Source organism: Gordonia sp. 11cp (assembly GCF_057767225.1).
Map to the genome: position 1 here is coordinate 2,505,934 of NZ_CM173437.1, position 17,871 is coordinate 2,523,804.

Annotated in this window: 18 protein-coding genes; 10 read left to right on the plus strand and 8 right to left on the minus strand. The window is 68.1% G+C overall.

Features of this window, described 5'->3' with window-relative positions; genetic code table 11:
• Window positions 1-70 precede the first annotated feature (70 nt).
• Window positions 71-1,021 carry an SDR family NAD(P)-dependent oxidoreductase gene (locus AC3B6C_RS11145; protein ID WP_488376040.1) on the plus strand — a complete coding sequence of 317 codons (951 nt, stop codon included), beginning with the start codon at window positions 71-73 and terminating at the stop codon, window positions 1,019-1,021.
• On the opposite strand, the gene AC3B6C_RS11150 is transcribed toward AC3B6C_RS11145, so the two are convergent.
• The 6 genes from AC3B6C_RS11150 to AC3B6C_RS11175 all read right to left on the minus strand — a co-directional run bounded on the left by AC3B6C_RS11150 (window position 1,015) and on the right by AC3B6C_RS11175 (window position 5,857).
• Complete coding sequence (locus tag AC3B6C_RS11150; protein WP_488376042.1) at window positions 1,015-2,601, minus strand: polyamine aminopropyltransferase; 1,587 nt, start codon at window positions 2,599-2,601, stop codon at window positions 1,015-1,017. The two genes, AC3B6C_RS11145 and AC3B6C_RS11150, sit on opposite strands and share 7 nt — an antisense overlap.
• 28 nt (window positions 2,602-2,629) lie before the next feature.
• Window positions 2,630-3,055 (minus strand): DUF350 domain-containing protein, encoded by a 426-nt coding sequence (locus AC3B6C_RS11155; protein ID WP_010842853.1) that lies wholly within the window; start codon window positions 3,053-3,055, stop codon window positions 2,630-2,632.
• A 57-nt stretch (window positions 3,056-3,112) separates the two neighbouring features.
• The gene (locus AC3B6C_RS11160) at window positions 3,113-3,646 is read right to left on the minus strand and encodes a DUF4247 domain-containing protein (RefSeq protein ID WP_488376043.1); all 534 of its coding nucleotides are present in this window, start codon (window positions 3,644-3,646) and stop codon (window positions 3,113-3,115) included.
• Window positions 3,643-4,191: a DUF2617 family protein gene (locus AC3B6C_RS11165; protein WP_010842851.1), complete on the minus strand. Its 549-nt coding sequence runs from the start codon at window positions 4,189-4,191 to the stop codon at window positions 3,643-3,645. The genes AC3B6C_RS11160 and AC3B6C_RS11165 overlap by 4 nt, the downstream gene beginning before the upstream one ends.
• Window positions 4,192-4,247: 56 nt before the next feature.
• Window positions 4,248-4,883: a DUF4178 domain-containing protein gene (locus AC3B6C_RS11170; protein ID WP_488376047.1), complete on the minus strand. Its 636-nt coding sequence runs from the start codon at window positions 4,881-4,883 to the stop codon at window positions 4,248-4,250.
• Between the two features lie 77 nt (window positions 4,884-4,960).
• Window positions 4,961-5,857: a TIGR03621 family F420-dependent LLM class oxidoreductase gene (locus tag AC3B6C_RS11175; protein ID WP_488376049.1), complete on the minus strand. Its 897-nt coding sequence runs from the start codon at window positions 5,855-5,857 to the stop codon at window positions 4,961-4,963.
• A 236-nt stretch (window positions 5,858-6,093) separates the two neighbouring features.
• On the opposite strand from AC3B6C_RS11175, the gene groL reads away from it, so the two are divergent.
• A complete protein-coding gene (gene groL / locus AC3B6C_RS11180) occupies window positions 6,094-7,719 on the plus strand; it encodes a chaperonin GroEL (RefSeq protein WP_010842848.1) in 1,626 nt (541 codons plus the stop codon).
• A gap of 52 nt (window positions 7,720-7,771) precedes the next feature.
• On the opposite strand, the gene AC3B6C_RS11185 is transcribed toward groL, so the two are convergent.
• The gene (locus AC3B6C_RS11185; RefSeq protein ID WP_488376051.1) at window positions 7,772-8,173 is read right to left on the minus strand and encodes a VOC family protein; all 402 of its coding nucleotides are present in this window, start codon (window positions 8,171-8,173) and stop codon (window positions 7,772-7,774) included.
• Window positions 8,174-8,199: 26 nt separating this feature from the next.
• Between AC3B6C_RS11185 and AC3B6C_RS11190 the strand changes: the two genes are divergently transcribed.
• The 7 genes from AC3B6C_RS11190 (at window position 8,200) to AC3B6C_RS11220 (ending at window position 16,632) form a co-directional block, all read left to right on the plus strand.
• Window positions 8,200-8,598 (plus strand): winged helix-turn-helix transcriptional regulator, encoded by a 399-nt coding sequence (locus AC3B6C_RS11190; protein WP_488376053.1) that lies wholly within the window; start codon window positions 8,200-8,202, stop codon window positions 8,596-8,598.
• 45 nt (window positions 8,599-8,643) lie between these two features.
• On the plus strand, window positions 8,644-9,303 hold the full coding sequence (locus AC3B6C_RS11195) for a DsbA family oxidoreductase (protein ID WP_488376055.1): 660 nt from the start codon (window positions 8,644-8,646) through the stop codon (window positions 9,301-9,303).
• A gap of 173 nt (window positions 9,304-9,476) precedes the next feature.
• The gene (locus AC3B6C_RS11200; protein WP_488376056.1) at window positions 9,477-11,090 is read left to right on the plus strand and encodes an HNH endonuclease signature motif containing protein; all 1,614 of its coding nucleotides are present in this window, start codon (window positions 9,477-9,479) and stop codon (window positions 11,088-11,090) included.
• A gap of 66 nt (window positions 11,091-11,156) precedes the next feature.
• On the plus strand, window positions 11,157-12,077 hold the full coding sequence (locus tag AC3B6C_RS11205; protein WP_488376057.1) for an MSMEG_6728 family protein: 921 nt from the start codon (window positions 11,157-11,159) through the stop codon (window positions 12,075-12,077).
• A gap of 387 nt (window positions 12,078-12,464) precedes the next feature.
• On the plus strand, window positions 12,465-13,490 hold the full coding sequence (locus AC3B6C_RS11210; RefSeq protein WP_488376059.1) for an alpha/beta hydrolase: 1,026 nt from the start codon (window positions 12,465-12,467) through the stop codon (window positions 13,488-13,490).
• A gap of 27 nt (window positions 13,491-13,517) precedes the next feature.
• Window positions 13,518-14,327, plus strand: coding sequence for a tyrosine-protein phosphatase (locus AC3B6C_RS11215; protein ID WP_055475770.1), 810 nt, complete (start codon window positions 13,518-13,520; stop codon window positions 14,325-14,327).
• Between the two features lie 106 nt (window positions 14,328-14,433).
• Window positions 14,434-16,632, plus strand: a complete 2,199-nt coding sequence (locus AC3B6C_RS11220; protein WP_488376061.1) for a glycoside hydrolase family 3 C-terminal domain-containing protein — start codon at window positions 14,434-14,436, stop codon at window positions 16,630-16,632.
• A gap of 18 nt (window positions 16,633-16,650) precedes the next feature.
• Here AC3B6C_RS11220 and AC3B6C_RS11225 read toward each other — a convergent pair whose 3' ends face one another.
• Window positions 16,651-17,130 (minus strand): PaaI family thioesterase, encoded by a 480-nt coding sequence (locus tag AC3B6C_RS11225; RefSeq protein ID WP_193748592.1) that lies wholly within the window; start codon window positions 17,128-17,130, stop codon window positions 16,651-16,653.
• Window positions 17,131-17,256: 126 nt separating this feature from the next.
• Here AC3B6C_RS11225 and AC3B6C_RS11230 point away from each other — a divergent pair, with 126 nt between their 5' ends.
• Window positions 17,257-17,865: a TetR/AcrR family transcriptional regulator gene (locus tag AC3B6C_RS11230; RefSeq protein WP_010842841.1), complete on the plus strand. Its 609-nt coding sequence runs from the start codon at window positions 17,257-17,259 to the stop codon at window positions 17,863-17,865.
• Window positions 17,866-17,871 lie beyond the last annotated feature (6 nt).

A 17,871-nucleotide genomic window follows, 5' to 3' on the forward strand; every position in this document is an offset into this window, starting at 1 on the left:
ACAGTTGACACTGTCAACCGAATGCGGTTCTCTTGGGTTGACAACGTCAACTCAAACGGCGGGAGCCGACATGAACCCACCCCCCACCTCCAACCCGGCCTGGACGCTGGTCATGACGGGAGCAACGCGAGGCATCGGAGTGGTCGCCGCGCGGTCCATCGCATCGATGGATCCCTCGTGCCACCTCGTCGTGCTCGCCCGCGGAGGCGGACCCGCCGGGTTCGTGGACGGTTTCGGTGAGAACGCCGCGCGCGTCGTCGTGGTCGATGCCGATCTCGCCGACACCGCGGGCACGGCCGCCGCGGCGGCGGAGATCCGGCAGATGCTCGACGACGCGGCGCTTCCGCCGTTGCGGGGGCTGGCGTGCAACGCGGGTATCCAATACGTCGATGACCAGCAGGTCACCGTCGACGGACTCGAGGCGACCTTCGCGGTCAACGTGCTCGCGAATCACGTGCTGATCGGTGAGCTCGGCGGGCACCTGGCGCACGGTTCCCGGATCACGATCACGGTGAGCGACACGCACTTCGGCGACTTCCGGCACAATCTCGGCCTGGTCCCGGCACCGCGATGGACCTCTCCGGCGCGGTTGTCCCGGCCCGGCGCGTTCGGCGGCGCGAGCCCGTCTGCCGGCCGAACCGCGTACTCGACCAGCAAGCTGGCGGCGATCCATCTCGTCCACGAATGGGCACGTCACCTGCCCGACGGGATCGAGATCGTCTCCTACAACCCGGGTTACGTGCCCGGTACGGACCTGGTCCGGGCGGCGAGCGCGCCGCAGCGGTGGGCGAACAGATGGGTTGTTCCGGGTCTGACCCTCGTCACCCCGCTGGACCGGCCCGTCGCGGCGGGCCGGCGTCTCGCGTCGGCGGTTCTCGGTGTGCCACACGCGAGCACCGGCGCCTACATCGACCGTGGGCGGGTGTCCGACTCGTCGGGGGAGAGTCATGACGCCGAACGCGAACGCGACCTCTGGGATCACCTCGAGCATCTGCGTTCGCAGACGTGCCGACGTCAGTAGGTCGCCCACTCGCCTTGCGCGTACCGCAGGATCCTCGGGTCCATCAGGGTGGACGGCGGCACGTCCAGTTGTTGCCGGTCGAGTGGGAAAACCATTGCGGCAGAGATCTGTTCGGGGCTGAGGAACCGGAGCGGGCCGGGTGCCCGCACGGTCGGCGTGACGCGGCCGCCGGCGCCGGCCAGGTGGAATCCCCAGTCGCCGAAGGCCGGCACGTCGACGTGGTACGGGGTCGGGTCCAGCCCGGCCGCGCGCATGGTCGACGCCACGCACCAGAACGACTTCGGTGCGAAGTACGGGGACCCGGCCTGCACGACGGTCCGGCCCGTCGGGGTGAGATGTGCACGGACCATCGCGTAGAACTCGGTGGAATACAGCTTCGCGGTGGCCGAGTCGTCGGGATCGGGCATGTCGACGATGATCACGTCGAACCGTCGGTCGGTGCCGCGTAGCCAGGAGAAGGCGTCGGCGGCGATCACCTCGGCTCGGGGGTCGCTCATCGCCCCCCGGTTCAATGTCGTGAGACGCTCGTCGGTCCGGGCCAGGCGGATCATCTCCGGGTCGAGTTCGACGAGCGTGACGTCGCGGGCGTCGGGATAGGTGAGCACTTCTCGGAGCGCGAGTCCGTCACCGCCGCCGAGGATCAGGACGGCGTCGCGCTCGCCGGACATCGCCGGATGAACCAGGGTCTCGTGATAGCGGTGCTCGTCGACGGAGGAGAACTGCAGGTCGCCGTTCAGGTACAGGCGGGTGTCGGCCGCTGCGCCGAACCGGTTCTCGGTGATGACGATGTCCTGATAGGCACTGCGTTCGGCGGCGACGATGGGATCCCGGTACAGGGCCTGGCGGGCGGTGATCTCGAAGCGACCGGACAGCATCAGTCCCGCGACCAGGACGGCGACGACCGCGATCGCCGACGCGGACAGGACCGCCATCTGGGTGCGCGACATCGACTTTCGGAAGATGACGAAGACGAGGAAGCACCCGGCCGCGGCGTTGACGAGTCCGACGACCAGAGCACCTCGCAACTGGCCGAACCACGGCAGCAGCAAGAACGGGAAGCACAGGCCACCGATGAGGGCGCCGATGTAGTCGACGGCGAACATGTCGGCGACCGCCGAACCGGCCTCCTGGCGTCGAATCCGTTGCAGCAGAACCATCAGCAGCGGGATCTCGGCGCCGATCAGGATACCCAGCACGAAGGCGACGAGGATGAGGGCGGGCGTGTACAGCTCCAGGTACGCGAACGCCGCGTAGAGCGCCATCACCGACAGTCCGCCGATGAGTGCGAGCAGCAGTTCGATCACCGCGAAGGCCGTGACCGACTGCGGCTGGAGGGGTTTGGCCGCGAGCGACCCGATCCCCATCGCGAAGACCATCACCGCGAGGACGATCGACGCCTGCGTCGCGGTGTTGCCGATCAGGAACGACCCGAGCGAGACCAGGGCGAGCTCGTACACGAGGCCGCACGCGGCGCAGACGAAGACGACGCCGAGCAGTCCGGCGCGGGCGAATCGCGGCCGCGTCGCCAACGTGTCCGGAGCGGTGTCGGTCGTCGCCGGACCGGGGTCGTCGACGGTCACCAACGGATGGGGGAGTGTGGTGACCCGGTCACAGGATGGAGGCGGCGACGATGATCGACACCCCGATGTGTGCGACGCCCTGCACCCAGACGGCCGGGTGGGTCTCCGGGTGGACCAGGAGTTCGCCCAGATTCCCGGGGGTCAGCAGGTCGATGACGAGGAAGGTCACCGCCATCACGATCAGGCCGATCGCCGAGTACACCGCGGTGTAGGTGAGTCCCTCGAGGAGCCGGCCCTCGCTCGCGACGATGGCCGCGGTGACGATCACGGCGACGGCGAGCATGTTGGAGCCCACCAGGATGCCTGCGTTGCGGTTGCGCTCGGTCCACAGCTGCGAACGGAGCTTCCCGGGCGTGAGCAGGTCGAGGATGCCGAACGACACGATCATCAGGATCACGCCGACGCCGGCGTAAGCGCCTGCCGCGTAGGCATTCTCAGCGATATCAGCGAGCATGGTCTTCTCCGTTGGTTGATCGGACGAGTTCGATGGGACGGGCCGGTCGGACAACGATCATTTGCCGCCACCGCCGCTCCCGCCGCCGCGGTTTCCGCTGCCGCTACCCGCATAGCGGGGGGTCGGTACCCAGAACGCGCCGACGTAGGGGTGGTAGTGGTTGTAGCCGGACCGGTAGTCGCGGCTGAGCATCACCCGGGTGGTCCCGGCGGCCAGCGGGAACAGACCGACGAGGTAGTCGGGATACTGCAGGAACTGCGTGCCGGGGATGTTGCCCGCGCCTGTGGCGCCGGTCCGCTGGTCGCTGGGACGTTCGGCGTCGCGGATGTCGGCGGCGACCTCCGCAGGGGTCCCGTTGGCGACGTAGGCGTCGACGTCGCCCTCGTCGAGCGAGGTGTCTCGCTCGTAGTTCTGGGAGATGTAGTCGCGCGCCGACCCGCCGATGCCGCCGCCGCGGGCCACTCGCGCGGTGCACGCGCCGATCAGCGCGAAAACGGTGAGCACGATGATCACGCCGATGATGATGTTGCGGATCTTGGTGAGGCGGCGGCGCGGGTCCGGCTGCCGGTCGGGCGGGAACTGCTCGGTCATCGCCGGGCCACCGGTCCGCGGTCGATTCTGCTGGAGGTGATCACGACCTCGCCGGCTTTGGGGTAGGTGTGCCAGGTGTGCCAGCTGATGTCGTCGTCGGTGGACTCGGAGACGATCGCGGTGACGGCATACGGGTCGCCGGGGAAGCGGCCCATCACGCATGGATGTCCGGTCGCCAACTGCTCGGTGACGCGCGCGGCCAGCTGTTCGACGAGTGCGGCGAGATGGTCCGAGGTCACCTGTTCGACGCGGGAACTGAAGTAGTAGCCGCTCTCCTGGAAACTCTCCGGAAGTGCCGAGGTCACATCCGGCAGGCAGGCGACGGTCTCACAGATTCGTTGCACCCCGTCCTCGACGAGCACCTGATGGCTCGCGCCGAGCAATCGCACCGACACGGTGATGCCGTCGATGTCGCGGTCCTCCTGTGCCAGGGGCTCTTGCAACGGTGCGCTCAGTGAGAAGCCGAGCTGTGCCGCGCTGGTGTCGGCGAAGGCGACCGCCAGTTGTGCTGCGGGGTCGCCGGGGTGTCCGGGGTTCTCTGTCATGCGGGTGCGATCTCCCTGCTCAGGGCGTCTCGGTCGGGTGGACGGCGGTCGGGCCGTCAGGGCGTCTCCGGAGCCGGGTTGCTGGGATAGATGCGATAGTCCGCCCGGGACAGCAGTTCACCGCGGGCGCACTCCCAGCCGCTGCCGTAGTCCTCGAACGAGAGGCGGTCGTCGCCGGCCTGGTAGTCGTGGTAGGCCATCCGGCCGGAGGTCGCGAGCCCGGTCGTGCCCGCGGAGGTGAAGCGCGCCGAACCCGCCTCCTCCGACTGGTAGCGACGACCCTCGAGCTCCACGGTGTCGGGGCCGGGAGTGACGGCTGCACCGGGGAACTCGTGCCACAGCACGACCTCGAGGTCGGGATCGTCCTCGACCGAGATCCAGGCCTTGGACCCGACACCGGTGTCCAGGAAGTTCTCGGTCCAGGTGTAGCCGTCCTGGGTCAGGCGCAGCGTGCCGCGGACCGCATAGGTCTGACCGCGCAGTTCGACGAGATCGCCCGGCTTGAGATCGCGGGGATCACCGTAGACGGAATCGTCGTCGGCCGAGGAGAAGGGATCGCCGGGCCGGTAGGTCCGCTCGCGCAGGGCGTCCTGTTCGGCCTGCCGGGCCCTGCGGTTGCCGAGGAAATTGAAGATGACGACCACCGCGATGATCGCAAGCAGCGCCACGATGATGATCAACAGGAATTCCACGGTTCAGACCCTAGCCGACCTGGCCGCCCGGGATGGCAGTCGTCGAAGGTGCGAATGACCGCGATCGCTCCTGACGCTCAGGCGTCGGCCGCGCGCAGCAGCGGGATGATCGGTGCGAATTCCTCCAGGGCCGGCTCGTGGACGGAGATGTAGGAGATGCCGGTCCGCGCGCGCAACCCCACGAGCCGCTCGGCGATCTCTGCCGTGGAGCCGACCAGGACCGTCGGCAGCTCCGCGAACGCCTCGGCGGAGCCCGCGGCCTCGGTGGCCCCGGGAGTCCGCTCGAACACGGACTCGGGGTCGTCGGTGACGGCGACGACCTGTACCAGCAGGTTCCATTCGATGTCGGGAACGCGTTCGCCCGCGGCCCGGCGGGCGAAGGCGACGCGGGACTCGAAGTCGTCGGCGGTGAGCAGCCGGAGTTCGCCGTCACGACTCGTCCGGGCGGCCGTGAACGCGACGATGTCGGCGTGCGCCGCGGCGACCCGTAGAACGCGGTCGCCGTTCCCGGCGACCATCAGCGGTACCCGCGCCTGCACCGGCCGCGGCTCGACGCCGGGGTCGTCGAGCGCGGACGCCACCTTCCTGACCGTGGACGACAGGTGATCGACACGACGGCCCGGGGTCCCGAAGTCGATGCCGGCCGCCTCGAACTCGTTCTTCGCATATCCGGTGCCGAGTCCGAGTTCGACCCGTCCGCCGGACAGTCGGTCGACGGTGGCGACGTCGCGCGCGAGGAGCGCGGGGTTCGTGAATGCCGCGTTGAGGACGAAAGTGCCGAGCCGGAGGCGTTGCGTCGCCGTCGCCGCCACGGACAGCGCGGGCCACGGGCTCGGCGCACCGAGGTGGTCGGGGAAGAGCAGCACGTCATAGCCGAGGTCTTCGACGTGGCGGGCGCGACTCGTCCAGGAGGCCGCGTCGTCGACGGTGAACATGTTGACCCCGAAGCGGAAAGGTCTGGGCGCGCCGGACATACGGATCACGCTAATCAAGGCCGTGCCCCCGGGTGTGGCGATCCCGTCGGTCTGCCGCCGATCCGACCTTGCACTCGCGGTGGGCGAGTGCTAAAAACGAGGTTGGCACTCGCGAGCTGTGAGTGCCAGGTCGGGACGGTGAGGCCGGTACCGAATGACACACCGGTCGTCCGTCGCGGGCACCGAGTTCCGGCCATACGAACCTAGTGTCACCCCCTTCGGAGGATCACTTACCCATGGCCAAGCAAATCGCGTTCGACGAAGAGGCCCGTCGCGGCCTCGAGCGGGGCCTCAACAGCCTCGCCGACGCCGTCAAGGTGACGTTGGGACCCAAGGGTCGCAACGTCGTGCTGGAAAAGAAGTGGGGCGCCCCCACGATCACCAACGATGGTGTGTCCATCGCCAAGGAGATCGAGCTGGAGGACCCGTACGAGAAGATCGGCGCCGAGCTGGTCAAGGAAGTCGCCAAGAAGACCGACGACGTCGCGGGCGACGGCACCACCACCGCCACCGTTCTGGCCCAGGCTCTCGTTCGTGAGGGTCTGCGCAACGTCGCTGCCGGCGCCAACCCGCTGGGTCTGAAGCGCGGCATCGAGAAGGCCGTCGAGGCCGTCACCGAGTCGCTGCTGAAGAGCGCCAAGGAGGTCGAGACCAAGGAGCAGATCGCTCAGACCGCAGGCATCTCGGCCGGCGACCCCTCGATCGGCGAGCTCATCGCCGAGGCGATGGACAAGGTCGGCAAGGAAGGCGTCATCACGGTCGAGGAGTCCAACACCTTCGGCCTGCAGCTCGAGCTCACCGAGGGCATGCGCTTCGACAAGGGCTACATCTCGGGCTACTTCGTCACCGACGCCGACCGCCAGGAAGCCGTCCTCGACGACCCGTACATCCTGCTGGTCTCGGGCAAGGTCTCGACCATCAAGGACCTGCTGCCGCTGCTGGAGAAGGTCATCCAGGCCGGCAAGCCGCTGCTGATCATCGCCGAGGACGTCGAGGGCGAAGCTCTCTCCACCCTCGTTGTCAACAAGCTCAAGGGCACCTTCAAGTCCGTCGCCGTCAAGGCTCCGGGCTTCGGTGACCGCCGCAAGGCCATGCTGGCCGACATCGCCATCCTCACCGGTGGCGAGGTCATCAGCGAAGAGGTCGGCCTCTCGCTCGAGGGCGCCGGCGTCGAGCTGCTCGGTACCGCACGCAAGGTCGTCGTGACCAAGGACGAGACCACCATCGTCGAGGGCTCGGGCGATCCCGACGCCATCGCCGGCCGGGTGGCCCAGATCCGCGGCGAGATCGAGAACAGCGACTCCGACTACGACCGTGAGAAGCTGCAGGAGCGTCTGGCCAAGCTGGCCGGCGGTGTTGCGGTCATCAAGGCGGGCGCGGCCACCGAGGTCGAGCTCAAGGAGCGCAAGCACCGCATCGAGGACGCTGTCCGCAACGCGAAGGCTGCCGTCGAAGAGGGCATCGTCGCCGGCGGTGGCGTGGCCCTGCTGCAGTCGGAGCCGGCCATCGACGCACTCTCGCTCGAGGGTGACGAGGCCACCGGCGCCAACATCGTCAAGGTCGCGCTCTCGGCTCCGGCCAAGCAGATCGCGATCAACGCCGGGCTCGAGCCGGGCGTCGTCGCCGACAAGGTCCTCAACTCGCCCACCGGCACCGGCCTCAACGCCGCCACCGGTGTGTACGAGGACCTGCTCAAGGCCGGCATCAACGACCCGGTGAAGGTCACCCGCTCGGCGCTGCAGAACGCAGCCTCGATCGCGGCTCTGTTCCTCACCACCGAGGCCGTCGTCGCCGACAAGCCCGAGAAGAACGCCGCACCGGCCATGCCGGGCGGCGACGAGATGGGCGGAATGGGCTTCTGATCTCCTGATCAGATCCCTGCGTCCACTCAACGCGGCTCCAACCGAAGGCCGGTCACCCGAGAGGGTGGCCGGCCTTCGGCGTTGTGAACACGGTCGCGACGATCTCCGGCGACCACTCGACGTATTCGAGGACCGCGCCGTCGGGGTGGCGAAGGTAGGCGAATCGTCCTGTCGCGCTGTGTGATTCTCCGATGACGGCGGCTCCGGACGTGCCGGTCATCAGCGCGATGAGTGCGTCGAGATCATCGACTATGACCGGTCCGACGGTGGACCGGTAGTTTTCGACATCACCGACGGCGCCCGCGATGAGGAGGAAGTCGCCGACGGCGGCGAGTTCGGCCTTCTCGAAGGCGAAACGGAGATCGGCGGATGCACCGACGAGGGTCTCGTACAGCGGTAGCGACTCGTCGAGGTCGGCGACGAATACTCTGGCGTAGGTCTTCAGCACTCGCATCGACCCCACGCTAGGAGCGCAGGCGGATGAGCGGCAGTACGAACTTCGAGGTGAGTGGGTACGCCGGGCCGTCGTCCGAGGCCGAGGAGCGGGCCCGGGGACTCGCGCGGTCGGCCTTCGCCGTGGTGTCGACGAAGTGGGGTCTGACCGTCCTCGAGGAGATTCGGCAGCGACCCCGCCGATTCCGCGAGCTGAAACGGTCGATCGGGACGATCAGCGACAAGGTGCTCACCCAGACGCTGCGCGACCTCGAAGCGCACGGACTGGTCCATCGTCACGACCATCGCAGCGCGAACCCGCGGGTGGACTACACGGTGACGGACGCCGGTCGGGACCTGGTCACGACGGTCCACGGTCTCTGCGACTGGTCGCGAGCGCATCTCGACGACCTGCTCGACGTGCCCGGTTCGCTCGACCGAGCGTGAGGCACTCCCGGGAACGTTCTCGATCCGGGAGGTGTTGAGACGGCCATGAGTGCTCCCATCACCGTCGACATCTGGTCCGACATCGCCTGCCCCTGGTGCTACATCGGCAAACGCAAGTTCGAGGCCGGACTGGCGGAGTTCGCCGGGCGTGACGAGGTCGAGGTGACCTACCACAGCTTCGAGCTCGCCCCCGACACACCGGTCGACTTCGACGGCTCGGAGATCGACTTCCTCGTCCGGCACAAGGGCATGCCCGCCGGGCAGGTCCGGGGGATGCTCGACCAGGTCCGTGAGATCGCCGCCGGTGTCGGTCTCGACTACGACTTCGACCGGTTGCAGCACACCAAGACACTGAAGGCGCACGAAGCCCTGCATTTCGCGAAAGCGCATGGCCGACAGACGGATCTGGCCGAGCGCCTGTTCAAGGCGTACTTCGAGCAGGGGCGGCACGTCGGCCGCGCCGAGGAACTGGCCGATCTGGCGGCTGATGTCGGCCTCGAGCGCGACGCCGTCCTCGCCGCGCTGGAGTCGGGGGAGTACTCCGCTGCCGTCGCCGCCGACATCGATCAGGCGCGGGCGTACGGGATCAGCGGTGTGCCGTTCTTCGTCATCAACGGCAAATACGGCGTCTCTGGTGCACAGGCGCCGGAGACGTTCACCCAGGCCCTCGACAAGGTCCGCGCCGAGGCGGTCGATCGTGTCTGAACCGCCGGTGCGCTTCGAGATGATCGGCGACGACGACGCGGCGGTCTGCGTCGACGGCGTGTGTGTACTGCCGGAGGCGGGGACCGACACGTCGGAGCCTGTGCTGGAGTGAGTTTTGGAACCGTCTGACGCGGTCGGCGATTCTTGTCGGTGGTCGGTCGTATGTTGGTTTCATGCAATTCGGGGGCGAGGGCGCAGGAATCTCGGGCGATGAGTCCGAGCCCGAGTTGCCCTTGCCTGCAGTGCTTTCCGATGTCGAACTGTCGGCCACCGAGCTGGTGGATGTCATCACCCACTGCGCGTCGATCACCTCCGCCGCCTCCTACCGACTCCTGACTGCGGCGAGCCTGCTGCACGAGGAACGCGAACTCGACTACCAGCTGCGCCGCACCGAACACCGCGACGGTCGAACCTCGTCCGCAGACGAACTGCACCGGCGCGCGGCCGACGCAGCCGCCGGGATCGACCCGTACGCCGAATACGGGCCCGACGGTTTCGACCAGGCCACCGCCGAACTCGGCGCGGCACTGTTGATCCCCGCCGCCGAGGCCCGCGATCTCATCCGCGTCGGCGATGTCCTGCGTTACCGACTCATGCTCACCGGCAACACCCTGGCCTGCGGGCGGATCGACCAGCGACGTTTCACCATCGCCATGAAACGTACCGACTTCGTGCCCGACGCCGACATGCAGACCGTCGATGCTCATCTGGCCGAGGCGATCCTGGCCCGCCCGCCGATGTCGACGACGCGGTTCACCGCCCTGGTCGACGCCATCGTCGCCAAGCACGCCCCCGATGCGGTCCGTCGCCGCCGCGAACGCGCCGGCGACGACCGCAAGGTCATCATCGCACCCGACCGATTCACACCCGGCCAGTCTCGTATCACCGGCACCCTGCCCGTCACCGACGCCGCCGAACTCAACACCCAGCTCGGCGCGATGGCCGCCGCAGTGCATCACGACGACCCTCGCACCACACAGCAACGACGCGTCGACGCCCTGATCGCGCTCGCCGCCCACCTCGATGTGCTTCCGTGCCGCTGCCCACACTGCGCGCCCGCACCGGTCGACCTCGACGACCCGCAAGCCGAAACAGGCCTGGAGACAGACGGTCTCGATGCAGGCCCGACATCCGACGCCGGCTATGCGCCGGTGCCTGTTCCGGTGCCTGTGCCGGTGCCGACGTTCCACATCGTGGTGAACCTGTCGACGCTGCTCGGCCGCGACGACGACCCCGGGTTCCTCGACGGCCACGGCCTCATCGACGCCGACACCATGCGATCACTGCTCGCCGACGCGCAACGCTCTGTCGTCAACGCCGACGCCGGCGCCGATGCCGCAGCCGGCTCCCGATACGCCCCGAGCCGCAAGCTGCAGACCCTGGTGCGCTGCGGTGAGCTGTGCTGCACCTTCCCCGGCTGCAACTCACCGGTGTGGACGGCCGATCTCGACCACACCATCCCATTCGACCACGAATCACCACAGGGCGGTGGTCCGACGTCGCAGCGCAACCTCAAGCCGCTGTGCCGTTTTCACCACCGGATCAAGACCTTCGGCATGTGGCGCGACTACCAGGACGAATACCTGACCGCCTGGTTCCAGTCCCCGACCGGACACACCTTCGTCGGCAACGCGTTCAACGGCCGCGACCTGTTCGGCTACCTCGTTCCCGGACGCCCGCCTGATCATCCGGCACGCAGCAAGCTCGCCGAGCAGCGAGCCACCCGCACCACCGCCCACCGTCGCGAAGTCGACGCGTGGAACGCCGCCAACCCACCACCGTTCTGAACGGTTTGTCGGCGGCGCGTCGCGGCCGACGTGTGAGTGCACGGCCGTAGTGGGTATGCGAGGACGATGCAAACGTTCCTGCCCTACCCGGATTTCCGGCGCTCCGCCGAGGTCCTCGACCCCGCCAGGCTCGGCAAACAGCGGGTCGAGACATTGCAGATCCTGCGGGCGCTCGAACTCTTCGACTACGGCTGGACCAGTCATCCCGCGGTGATGATGTGGCGCGGGCGCACCCCGGCACTGGTCGCCTACGGGCTCGCCGTCGTCGATGTGTGGACCCGCGAAGGGCGTGCGGACAGCACCGCGCCGATGATCGCCGAGTTCGCGCCCGATGTGGTGGGGCGACCCCAGTCCGAGTTGGCCGCGCAGGGTCGGATGCCCGAGTGGCTGGGCGATGACAGGCTGCATCGCAGTCATCGTGCCGCGCTGCTCCGCAAGGCGCCGGACTTCTACGGCGCCGTGTTCGACGACGTCGATGACGAGCAACCGTACTTCTGGCCCGATCCGCCCGTCGCCGAGGTCCGTGACCTGGATGCGCCGACCCGCACCGTGTGGGTTGTGCGGGCGACCTCGGACGAGCAGTACGCCGAATTCCGACGTCGGCGGATCGTCGGGTTCGGCACCGAGTCCGGCGTCGACGTCGACGCGACGGCGGGCGCCGACGCGACCCTCCGGACGCTGCTGAAGGAGCGCAGTCCGGGGCGTCGGCCGGGAAAGGACCTCCGCGTGCTGGCGTCCTTCGTCTCCGACCTGGCGGCCGGGGACGAGGTCGCCATCCTTCCACCGCAGAACACCGGTGCGGCGGACGTCGACACGCTCGTGCTCGGCGTGGTGGACGGCGACTACGAGTTCTCGACCCGCGGCAAGACGCTCACGCCGCATCGCCGCCGCGTCCGGTGGACCGGCACGCTCGAGCGGACGGCCGTCACCCCGCCGGCGTTGCTGCAGAACCCGCGCACACTGTTCCCCGCGTCCGTGACACCCTGAGCGATCCAGGGCAGTGTTGTCGTCCGATCGGCCGAATCTTCGTCGGCCTGTCGCAGCGAAGCCCCTCGTGCCGAGCGATGTGCAGGCACCGTTTCCGGCCAGAGCTCACCAGTCGATTCGGCGTACCGGGAGGCCAGAATTGCTGCTCAGGCGCGCTGTGCTCGCGGTACGCGATATTTGTCATCGTGAAAACGCTTCGAATCCTGGTTTTATCGCGCTGACCCGCGAGATGAACGGAAATCGTCGCCGGCGGAGTAATGCGGACGGGATTCGCCCCGGTGCGTATGGTGAAACGTATTCGGATCGATATCTCCACGTGTGAATTCCGTTGTCGAGACGACGGCGCGGTTGCTGTGATGTGAGCGGTAGTGATGTGAAGGGACTGTGATGTCCGCAGCGGATGGTGCTCTCTGCCGACGCCTGGTCGCCACCATGATCTCGATCGCGGCACTCGTTGTCACGCTGGCCATTCCGTCGGTTGCCGGCGCGGAACCGGGAAACGGATCGACCCGGGCCGAGGCGTTGGCCCGCGCGGTCGCCGACGGCCGGGTCCTCGACCTGTCGGTCTACTCGGCGTCGATGAAACGCAGTGTGCCGGTGCGAGTGCTCATGCCGGCGGACCGATCGGTGCCCCGGCCGACGCTCTACCTGCTGAACGGCGCCGGTGGCGGAGAGGGTACCGGGCACTGGTTCGAGCAGACCGACATCGTCGATTTCGTCTCCGACAAGAATGTGAACGTGGTCGTGCCGATGCGCGGCGCATACAGCTATTACACCGACTGGGTGAAAGTCGACCCGGTTCTCGGGCGCAATAAATGGACGACCTTTCTGACCAGCGAATTGCCGCCGCTCATCGACCAGAAATTGAATACGACCGGGGTGAATGCGATCGCGGGGATCTCGATGGCGGGGACGTCGTCGCTGAGCCTCGCCGAGTCCGCGCCCGAGCTCTACCGGGCCGTCGCGTCCTACAGCGGGTGTGCGGAGACGAGTACGAATCTGGGCCGGCTGGCGATCCGGGCGGTGGTCGAGGGCCGCGGCGGGGGTGACATCGCCAACATCTGGGGTCCGGTCGGGTCCCCGGGGTGGCGTGCCCACGATCCGGTCGTCAACGCCTACAAGTTGCGCGGCAAGGCGATCTACATCAGCACCGGCACGGGGGTTCCCGGGCCGCATGACCAGTTGCAGAGCCAGGGAATCGACGGGAAGACGACGATCTACATCGACCAGATCGCGGTGGGTGGCGCGATCGAGGCCGCGACGCACCAATGCACCTTGAATCTCGACCGCCGGCTCAAGCAACTCGCCATCCCCGCGACCGTCGACTACACACCCGGTACGCACGCCTGGCCGTACTGGCAGGACCAGCTCGTGAAGTCGTGGCCGATGCTCGAACGCGCGCTCACCGACTGACCGCCGGAGATCTGTCACGATGTGACCGTGACTGCGACCCCCGGTGCGCCGAGCCCCATCCCGAGCCTGCCGAACCTGCGCGACCTCGGCGGCTGGCGCACCGTCGACGGCCGCACCGTCCGATCCGGGCTCCTGTTCCGCTCGACGGACTTCTCCGCCCTCGACGTCTCCGACGTACCCGCGCTGGAGGCGCTGGGGCTGACAGCCGTGTACGACCTCAGGTCGGAGCACGAGAGCGAAGCCATCCCGGATCCCGTCCTGCCCGGTGCGTCGAACATCGCTCTCGACGTCCTCGCCGATGCGCAGATGTCGATTCCGGCCAACATCGGTGCGGTTCTCGCCGATCCCGCCGTCGTCGCGGAGGCAGGCGAGATGTTGTCGGGCGGCAAGGCGCGCGCGATGATCTCCGGGACCTATCGCGAGATGATCACGTTGCCCAGTGCGACCGCCGCCTACACTCGGTTCTTTCGAGGGCTGCTCGACGATGGGACGACGCCGGCCCTGGTGCACTGCACCACCGGCAAGGACCGAACCGGGTGGGCAGCCGCGGCGTTCCTGACCTTGCTCGGAGTGCCCGCGGACGACGTGTACCGCGACTACCTCCTCACCAACGAACGTCTCATCCCGTCGCTCGGGCACATCTTCGACGGGTTCGCCGCGGCCGGGGGTGATCCCGAACTGCTCGTCGGCGTACTGGGGGTCGACGCCGGTTACCTCGACGCGGCCTTCGACGAGGTGCGAACTCGTTTCGGCGGGATCGAGGGCTACTTCAGCGAGGCGCTGGGCCTGGATGCCGAAGACCGACGAGCCCTCCGGGACCGCTACCTCGAGGGGTGAGGTCGCCGTGAATTGCGCAGTGCGACCGGGAGATCCGGTCCGGTGGCCACCAGGCGTACTGCCCGCGACCGAGCTGAGAGTCGACTCTGGTCGGTAGTGTCGTGGGATGAGTGAACTCAGCTTGTCCGAGAAGGCCGCGCTGGGCAGCGGCGCCGATTTCTGGACCACGAAGGCGGTCGGCCCGGTCCCCGCGCTGACGTTGACCGACGGCCCGCACGGAGTCCGCAAGCAGACCGGCGCGACCGATCATCTCGGTCTCGCCGACAGCGAACCCGCCACCTGTTTTCCGCCCGCGGTGGGCCTCGGCCAGAGTTGGGACGTCGGACTGATCCGTCGTGTCGGCGAAGCGCTGGGACGAGAGGCCCACGGCCTCGACGTCGACGTTCTCCTCGGTCCCGGTGTGAACATCAAACGAGATCCCCGGAGCGGGCGGAACTTCGAGTACTTCGCCGAGGACCCGTTCGTCACCGGCCGGCTCGGCGCGGCCTGGGTCGACGGCGTCCAGAGCATGGGGGTCGGGGCATCGCTCAAACACTTCGCGCTGAACAACGCCGAGGACGACCGGATGCGGTCGAGCTCCGACGTCGATCCCCGGCCCATGCGGGAGATCTACCTCCGCGCCTTCGCGCACATCATCCGCTCGGCCGCTCCGTGGACGGTGATGTGCTCCTACAACCGCATCAACGGCACGTATGCCGCGGAGAACCGCTGGCTCCTCACCGACCTGTTGCGCGGCGAGTGGGGGTACGACGGTGTGGTGGTCTCCGACTGGGGTGCCGTCGCCGATCGCGTTCGCGCGGTCGCGGCCGGACTGGATCTCGAGATGCCCGGATCCGGGGGCAGGACCGACGCGCAGGTCGTCGATGCCGTCGAGAACGGGAACCTCGACGAGGCGGCCGTGGACCGCTCGGCCCGAGCGGTGCGGAAACTCGCCGAGCGGGCCGTCGCCGGCCGTGCGGACCGGGCCGTCGCCGATCTCGATCTGCACCACCGTCTCGCGCGGGAGGCGGCCGGCCGGTCCATCGTCCTCCTGAAGAACGACGGCGGCGTTCTCCCACTGGCCGCCGAGCAATCCGTCGCGGTCATCGGAGCGTTCGCGAGCGAACCCCGGTATCAGGGCGGCGGCAGTTCGCACGTGAATCCGACACGCCTCGATGTACCGGTGGACGAGATCCGGGCGGCCGGCCACACGGTGACCTACGCCCAGGGATTCTCCACGGACGGTTCCCCGGTGGATTCGGCCGACGCGATCACCGCCGCGACCGAGGCCGACGTCGCAGTCGTGTTCCTGGGATTGGCGGCGTCGCAGGAGTCAGAGGGCTTCGACCGTGACGACATCGAACTGCCCGCGGAGCAGATCGAGCTGCTGACCGAGATCCTGGCGGTGCAACCCCGCACGGTGGTGGTGCTCGCCCACGGCGGAGTCCTCCGCCTCGGACCGATCGCCGCGGCTCCCGCAGTCCTCGACGGCGCGCTTCTCGGGCAGGCCGGGGGCGGAGCGATCGCCGACGTGCTCGTCGGCGTGGTGAACCCGTCGGGGCGGCTCACCGAGACCGTGCCGGTCAGGTTGCAGGACACCCCGGCGTACCTCAACTTCCCGAACGAGAACTCGCACATCCGGTACGGCGAGGGCATCTACGTGGGTTACCGCTGGTACGACGCGCGGGACATGGAGGTCTCGTATCCGTTCGGGCACGGGTTGTCCTACACGATGTTCGAGTACTCGGATCTCTCGGTCGCGTCGAACGGACCGGGTGAGGGCGTGGACGTCGAGGTGACGGTCACGAACACCGGAACCCGCGCCGGGCGCGACGTGGTCCAGATCTACACGTCGAAGCCGGACTCGCGCGTCGGGCGACCGCCGCGTGAGCTGAAGGGTTTCGCGGTCACCCGCGACCTCGAACCGGGTGAGAACGAGACCGTCTCGGTGACGATCGACCGGGACGACCTCGCGTACTGGGACACACGGGTCGACCGCTGGATCGTCGAACCGGGTGAATACGCGATCCATGCCGGGGCGTCGAGCCGCGACGTCCGGCTGAGCGCGACCGTCGAACTCGCGGGGGACGAGGTCGACCTGCCCATCGACGAGAACTCGACCCTGGGCGAGGTCCTGGCGAATCCGGCTGCGGCGCAAGCGCTCGCCTCCCTGGCGGACAACAACCCACTGATGGGTGCGGGCGACGACGCCCTGGGGATCGACATGGTGCGGATGCTCGCGTCGATCCCCCTCGGACGCCTCGCCGGTTTCGGGATGAGGGGCGAGGACATCGCCGGCATCATCACGACCGCGCGCGCGGACTGACCCGTGGTCCGGGCCGGGTCAGCGGAACACGATGCACGTGGTGGTTCCGTGGGCGACGAGCTTGCCGTCGTGGGAGAACACCTTGCCCTCGGCTGTCGCGGTGGTGCGCCCGGCGTGGATGACGGTGCCCACGCCGGTGAGTTCCCCGGCGTCGACGGCGACCGAGCGGATGTAGTTCACCTTGAGCTCCAGCGTCGTGTACCCGACACCGGCGGGCAGGGTGGTGTGCACGGCGCACCCCATCACCGAGTCCAGCAGGGTGGCGCAGATGCCGCCGTGAACGGTGCCGAGGGGGTTGGCGAAATCGGGCTGCGGGGTCACGGCGAAGGTGACCTCGCCTTCGTCGATCTGCTTGGGCACCATGCCCAGCAGTCTGCCGATACTCGGGCGATCCGAACCCGCGCCGCCGGCCTGCCAGGCACGCAGTAGTTCGAGTCCGGACATGGCGGAGGGGTCGGTCGGTGCGTCGGTCGTCGTCATGACTATGCATGGTTGCATACTCGAGCGAAATTATGAAGGTGTGCATATGCAGCCCGGTTCCTCTCGGGCGGAATGACCTCGGCCGATGCTATGTATGCTTGCCCAGGACATCGGTTGTATGAAGGTCTGCATAGGAGTTGCCGCATGACGTCACATCCCGCCGAGTCCGTGATCACCGGCGCGGACGACCGTGGCCCGCGTGAACGTATGGTCGTGCATGCGGCCGATCTGATCGGCCGCGACGGAGTCGCCGCCACCTCGATCGGCGATGTCATCTCCGCGAGTTCCGCCCCTCGCGGGTCCATCTACCACCATTTTCCCGGCGGCAAGACCCAACTGATGACCGAGGCCGTCCGCTACGCCGGTGAGTTCATCGCCGAGCGCATCGGGCGCCCGACCGCGATGACCCCGGCCGACACCATGCGCGAGATCGGCGGGGTGTGGCGGCGTCTACTGGTCAACACCGATTTCCAGTTCGGTTGTCCGGTGCTCGCCGGCGGACTCGCCCGACGCAGCGAGCCCGCGGTGGCGGACGCATCCGCCGAGATCTTGCGGCGGTGGGCCGACCTGGTCACCGCCCGGCTGGTGGTCGACGGCGTCGACAGCGACCGCGCCGACTCGCTGGCCAACCTCACCATCGCGGCAGTCGAGGGAGCGGTCGGGCTGTGTCAGACACAGCGCAGCGTCGAACCCCTCGATCGCGTCATCGCCGAACTGGCGAGCCTGTGCGACGCCGCGGTCGAGCGGCTCTGAACGGGA

Coding starts and splice junctions, on each gene's coding strand:
- AC3B6C_RS11210 (WP_488376059.1), top strand. CDS start 12,465: ATGTCCGCAGCGGATGGTGCTCTCTGCCGACGCCTGGTCGCCACCATG.
- AC3B6C_RS11145 (WP_488376040.1), top strand. CDS start 71: ATGAACCCACCCCCCACCTCCAACCCGGCCTGGACGCTGGTCATGACG.
- AC3B6C_RS11200 (WP_488376056.1), top strand. CDS start 9,477: ATGCAATTCGGGGGCGAGGGCGCAGGAATCTCGGGCGATGAGTCCGAG.
- AC3B6C_RS11155 (WP_010842853.1), bottom strand. CDS start 3,055: ATGCTCGCTGATATCGCTGAGAATGCCTACGCGGCAGGCGCTTACGCC.
- AC3B6C_RS11220 (WP_488376061.1), top strand. CDS start 14,434: ATGAGTGAACTCAGCTTGTCCGAGAAGGCCGCGCTGGGCAGCGGCGCC.
- groL (WP_010842848.1), top strand. CDS start 6,094: ATGGCCAAGCAAATCGCGTTCGACGAAGAGGCCCGTCGCGGCCTCGAG.
- AC3B6C_RS11165 (WP_010842851.1), bottom strand. CDS start 4,191: ATGACAGAGAACCCCGGACACCCCGGCGACCCCGCAGCACAACTGGCG.
- AC3B6C_RS11175 (WP_488376049.1), bottom strand. CDS start 5,857: ATGTCCGGCGCGCCCAGACCTTTCCGCTTCGGGGTCAACATGTTCACC.
- AC3B6C_RS11195 (WP_488376055.1), top strand. CDS start 8,644: ATGAGTGCTCCCATCACCGTCGACATCTGGTCCGACATCGCCTGCCCC.
- AC3B6C_RS11185 (WP_488376051.1), bottom strand. CDS start 8,173: ATGCGAGTGCTGAAGACCTACGCCAGAGTATTCGTCGCCGACCTCGAC.
- AC3B6C_RS11160 (WP_488376043.1), bottom strand. CDS start 3,646: ATGACCGAGCAGTTCCCGCCCGACCGGCAGCCGGACCCGCGCCGCCGC.
- AC3B6C_RS11190 (WP_488376053.1), top strand. CDS start 8,200: ATGAGCGGCAGTACGAACTTCGAGGTGAGTGGGTACGCCGGGCCGTCG.
- AC3B6C_RS11205 (WP_488376057.1), top strand. CDS start 11,157: ATGCAAACGTTCCTGCCCTACCCGGATTTCCGGCGCTCCGCCGAGGTC.
- AC3B6C_RS11230 (WP_010842841.1), top strand. CDS start 17,257: ATGACGTCACATCCCGCCGAGTCCGTGATCACCGGCGCGGACGACCGT.
- AC3B6C_RS11225 (WP_193748592.1), bottom strand. CDS start 17,130: ATGCAACCATGCATAGTCATGACGACGACCGACGCACCGACCGACCCC.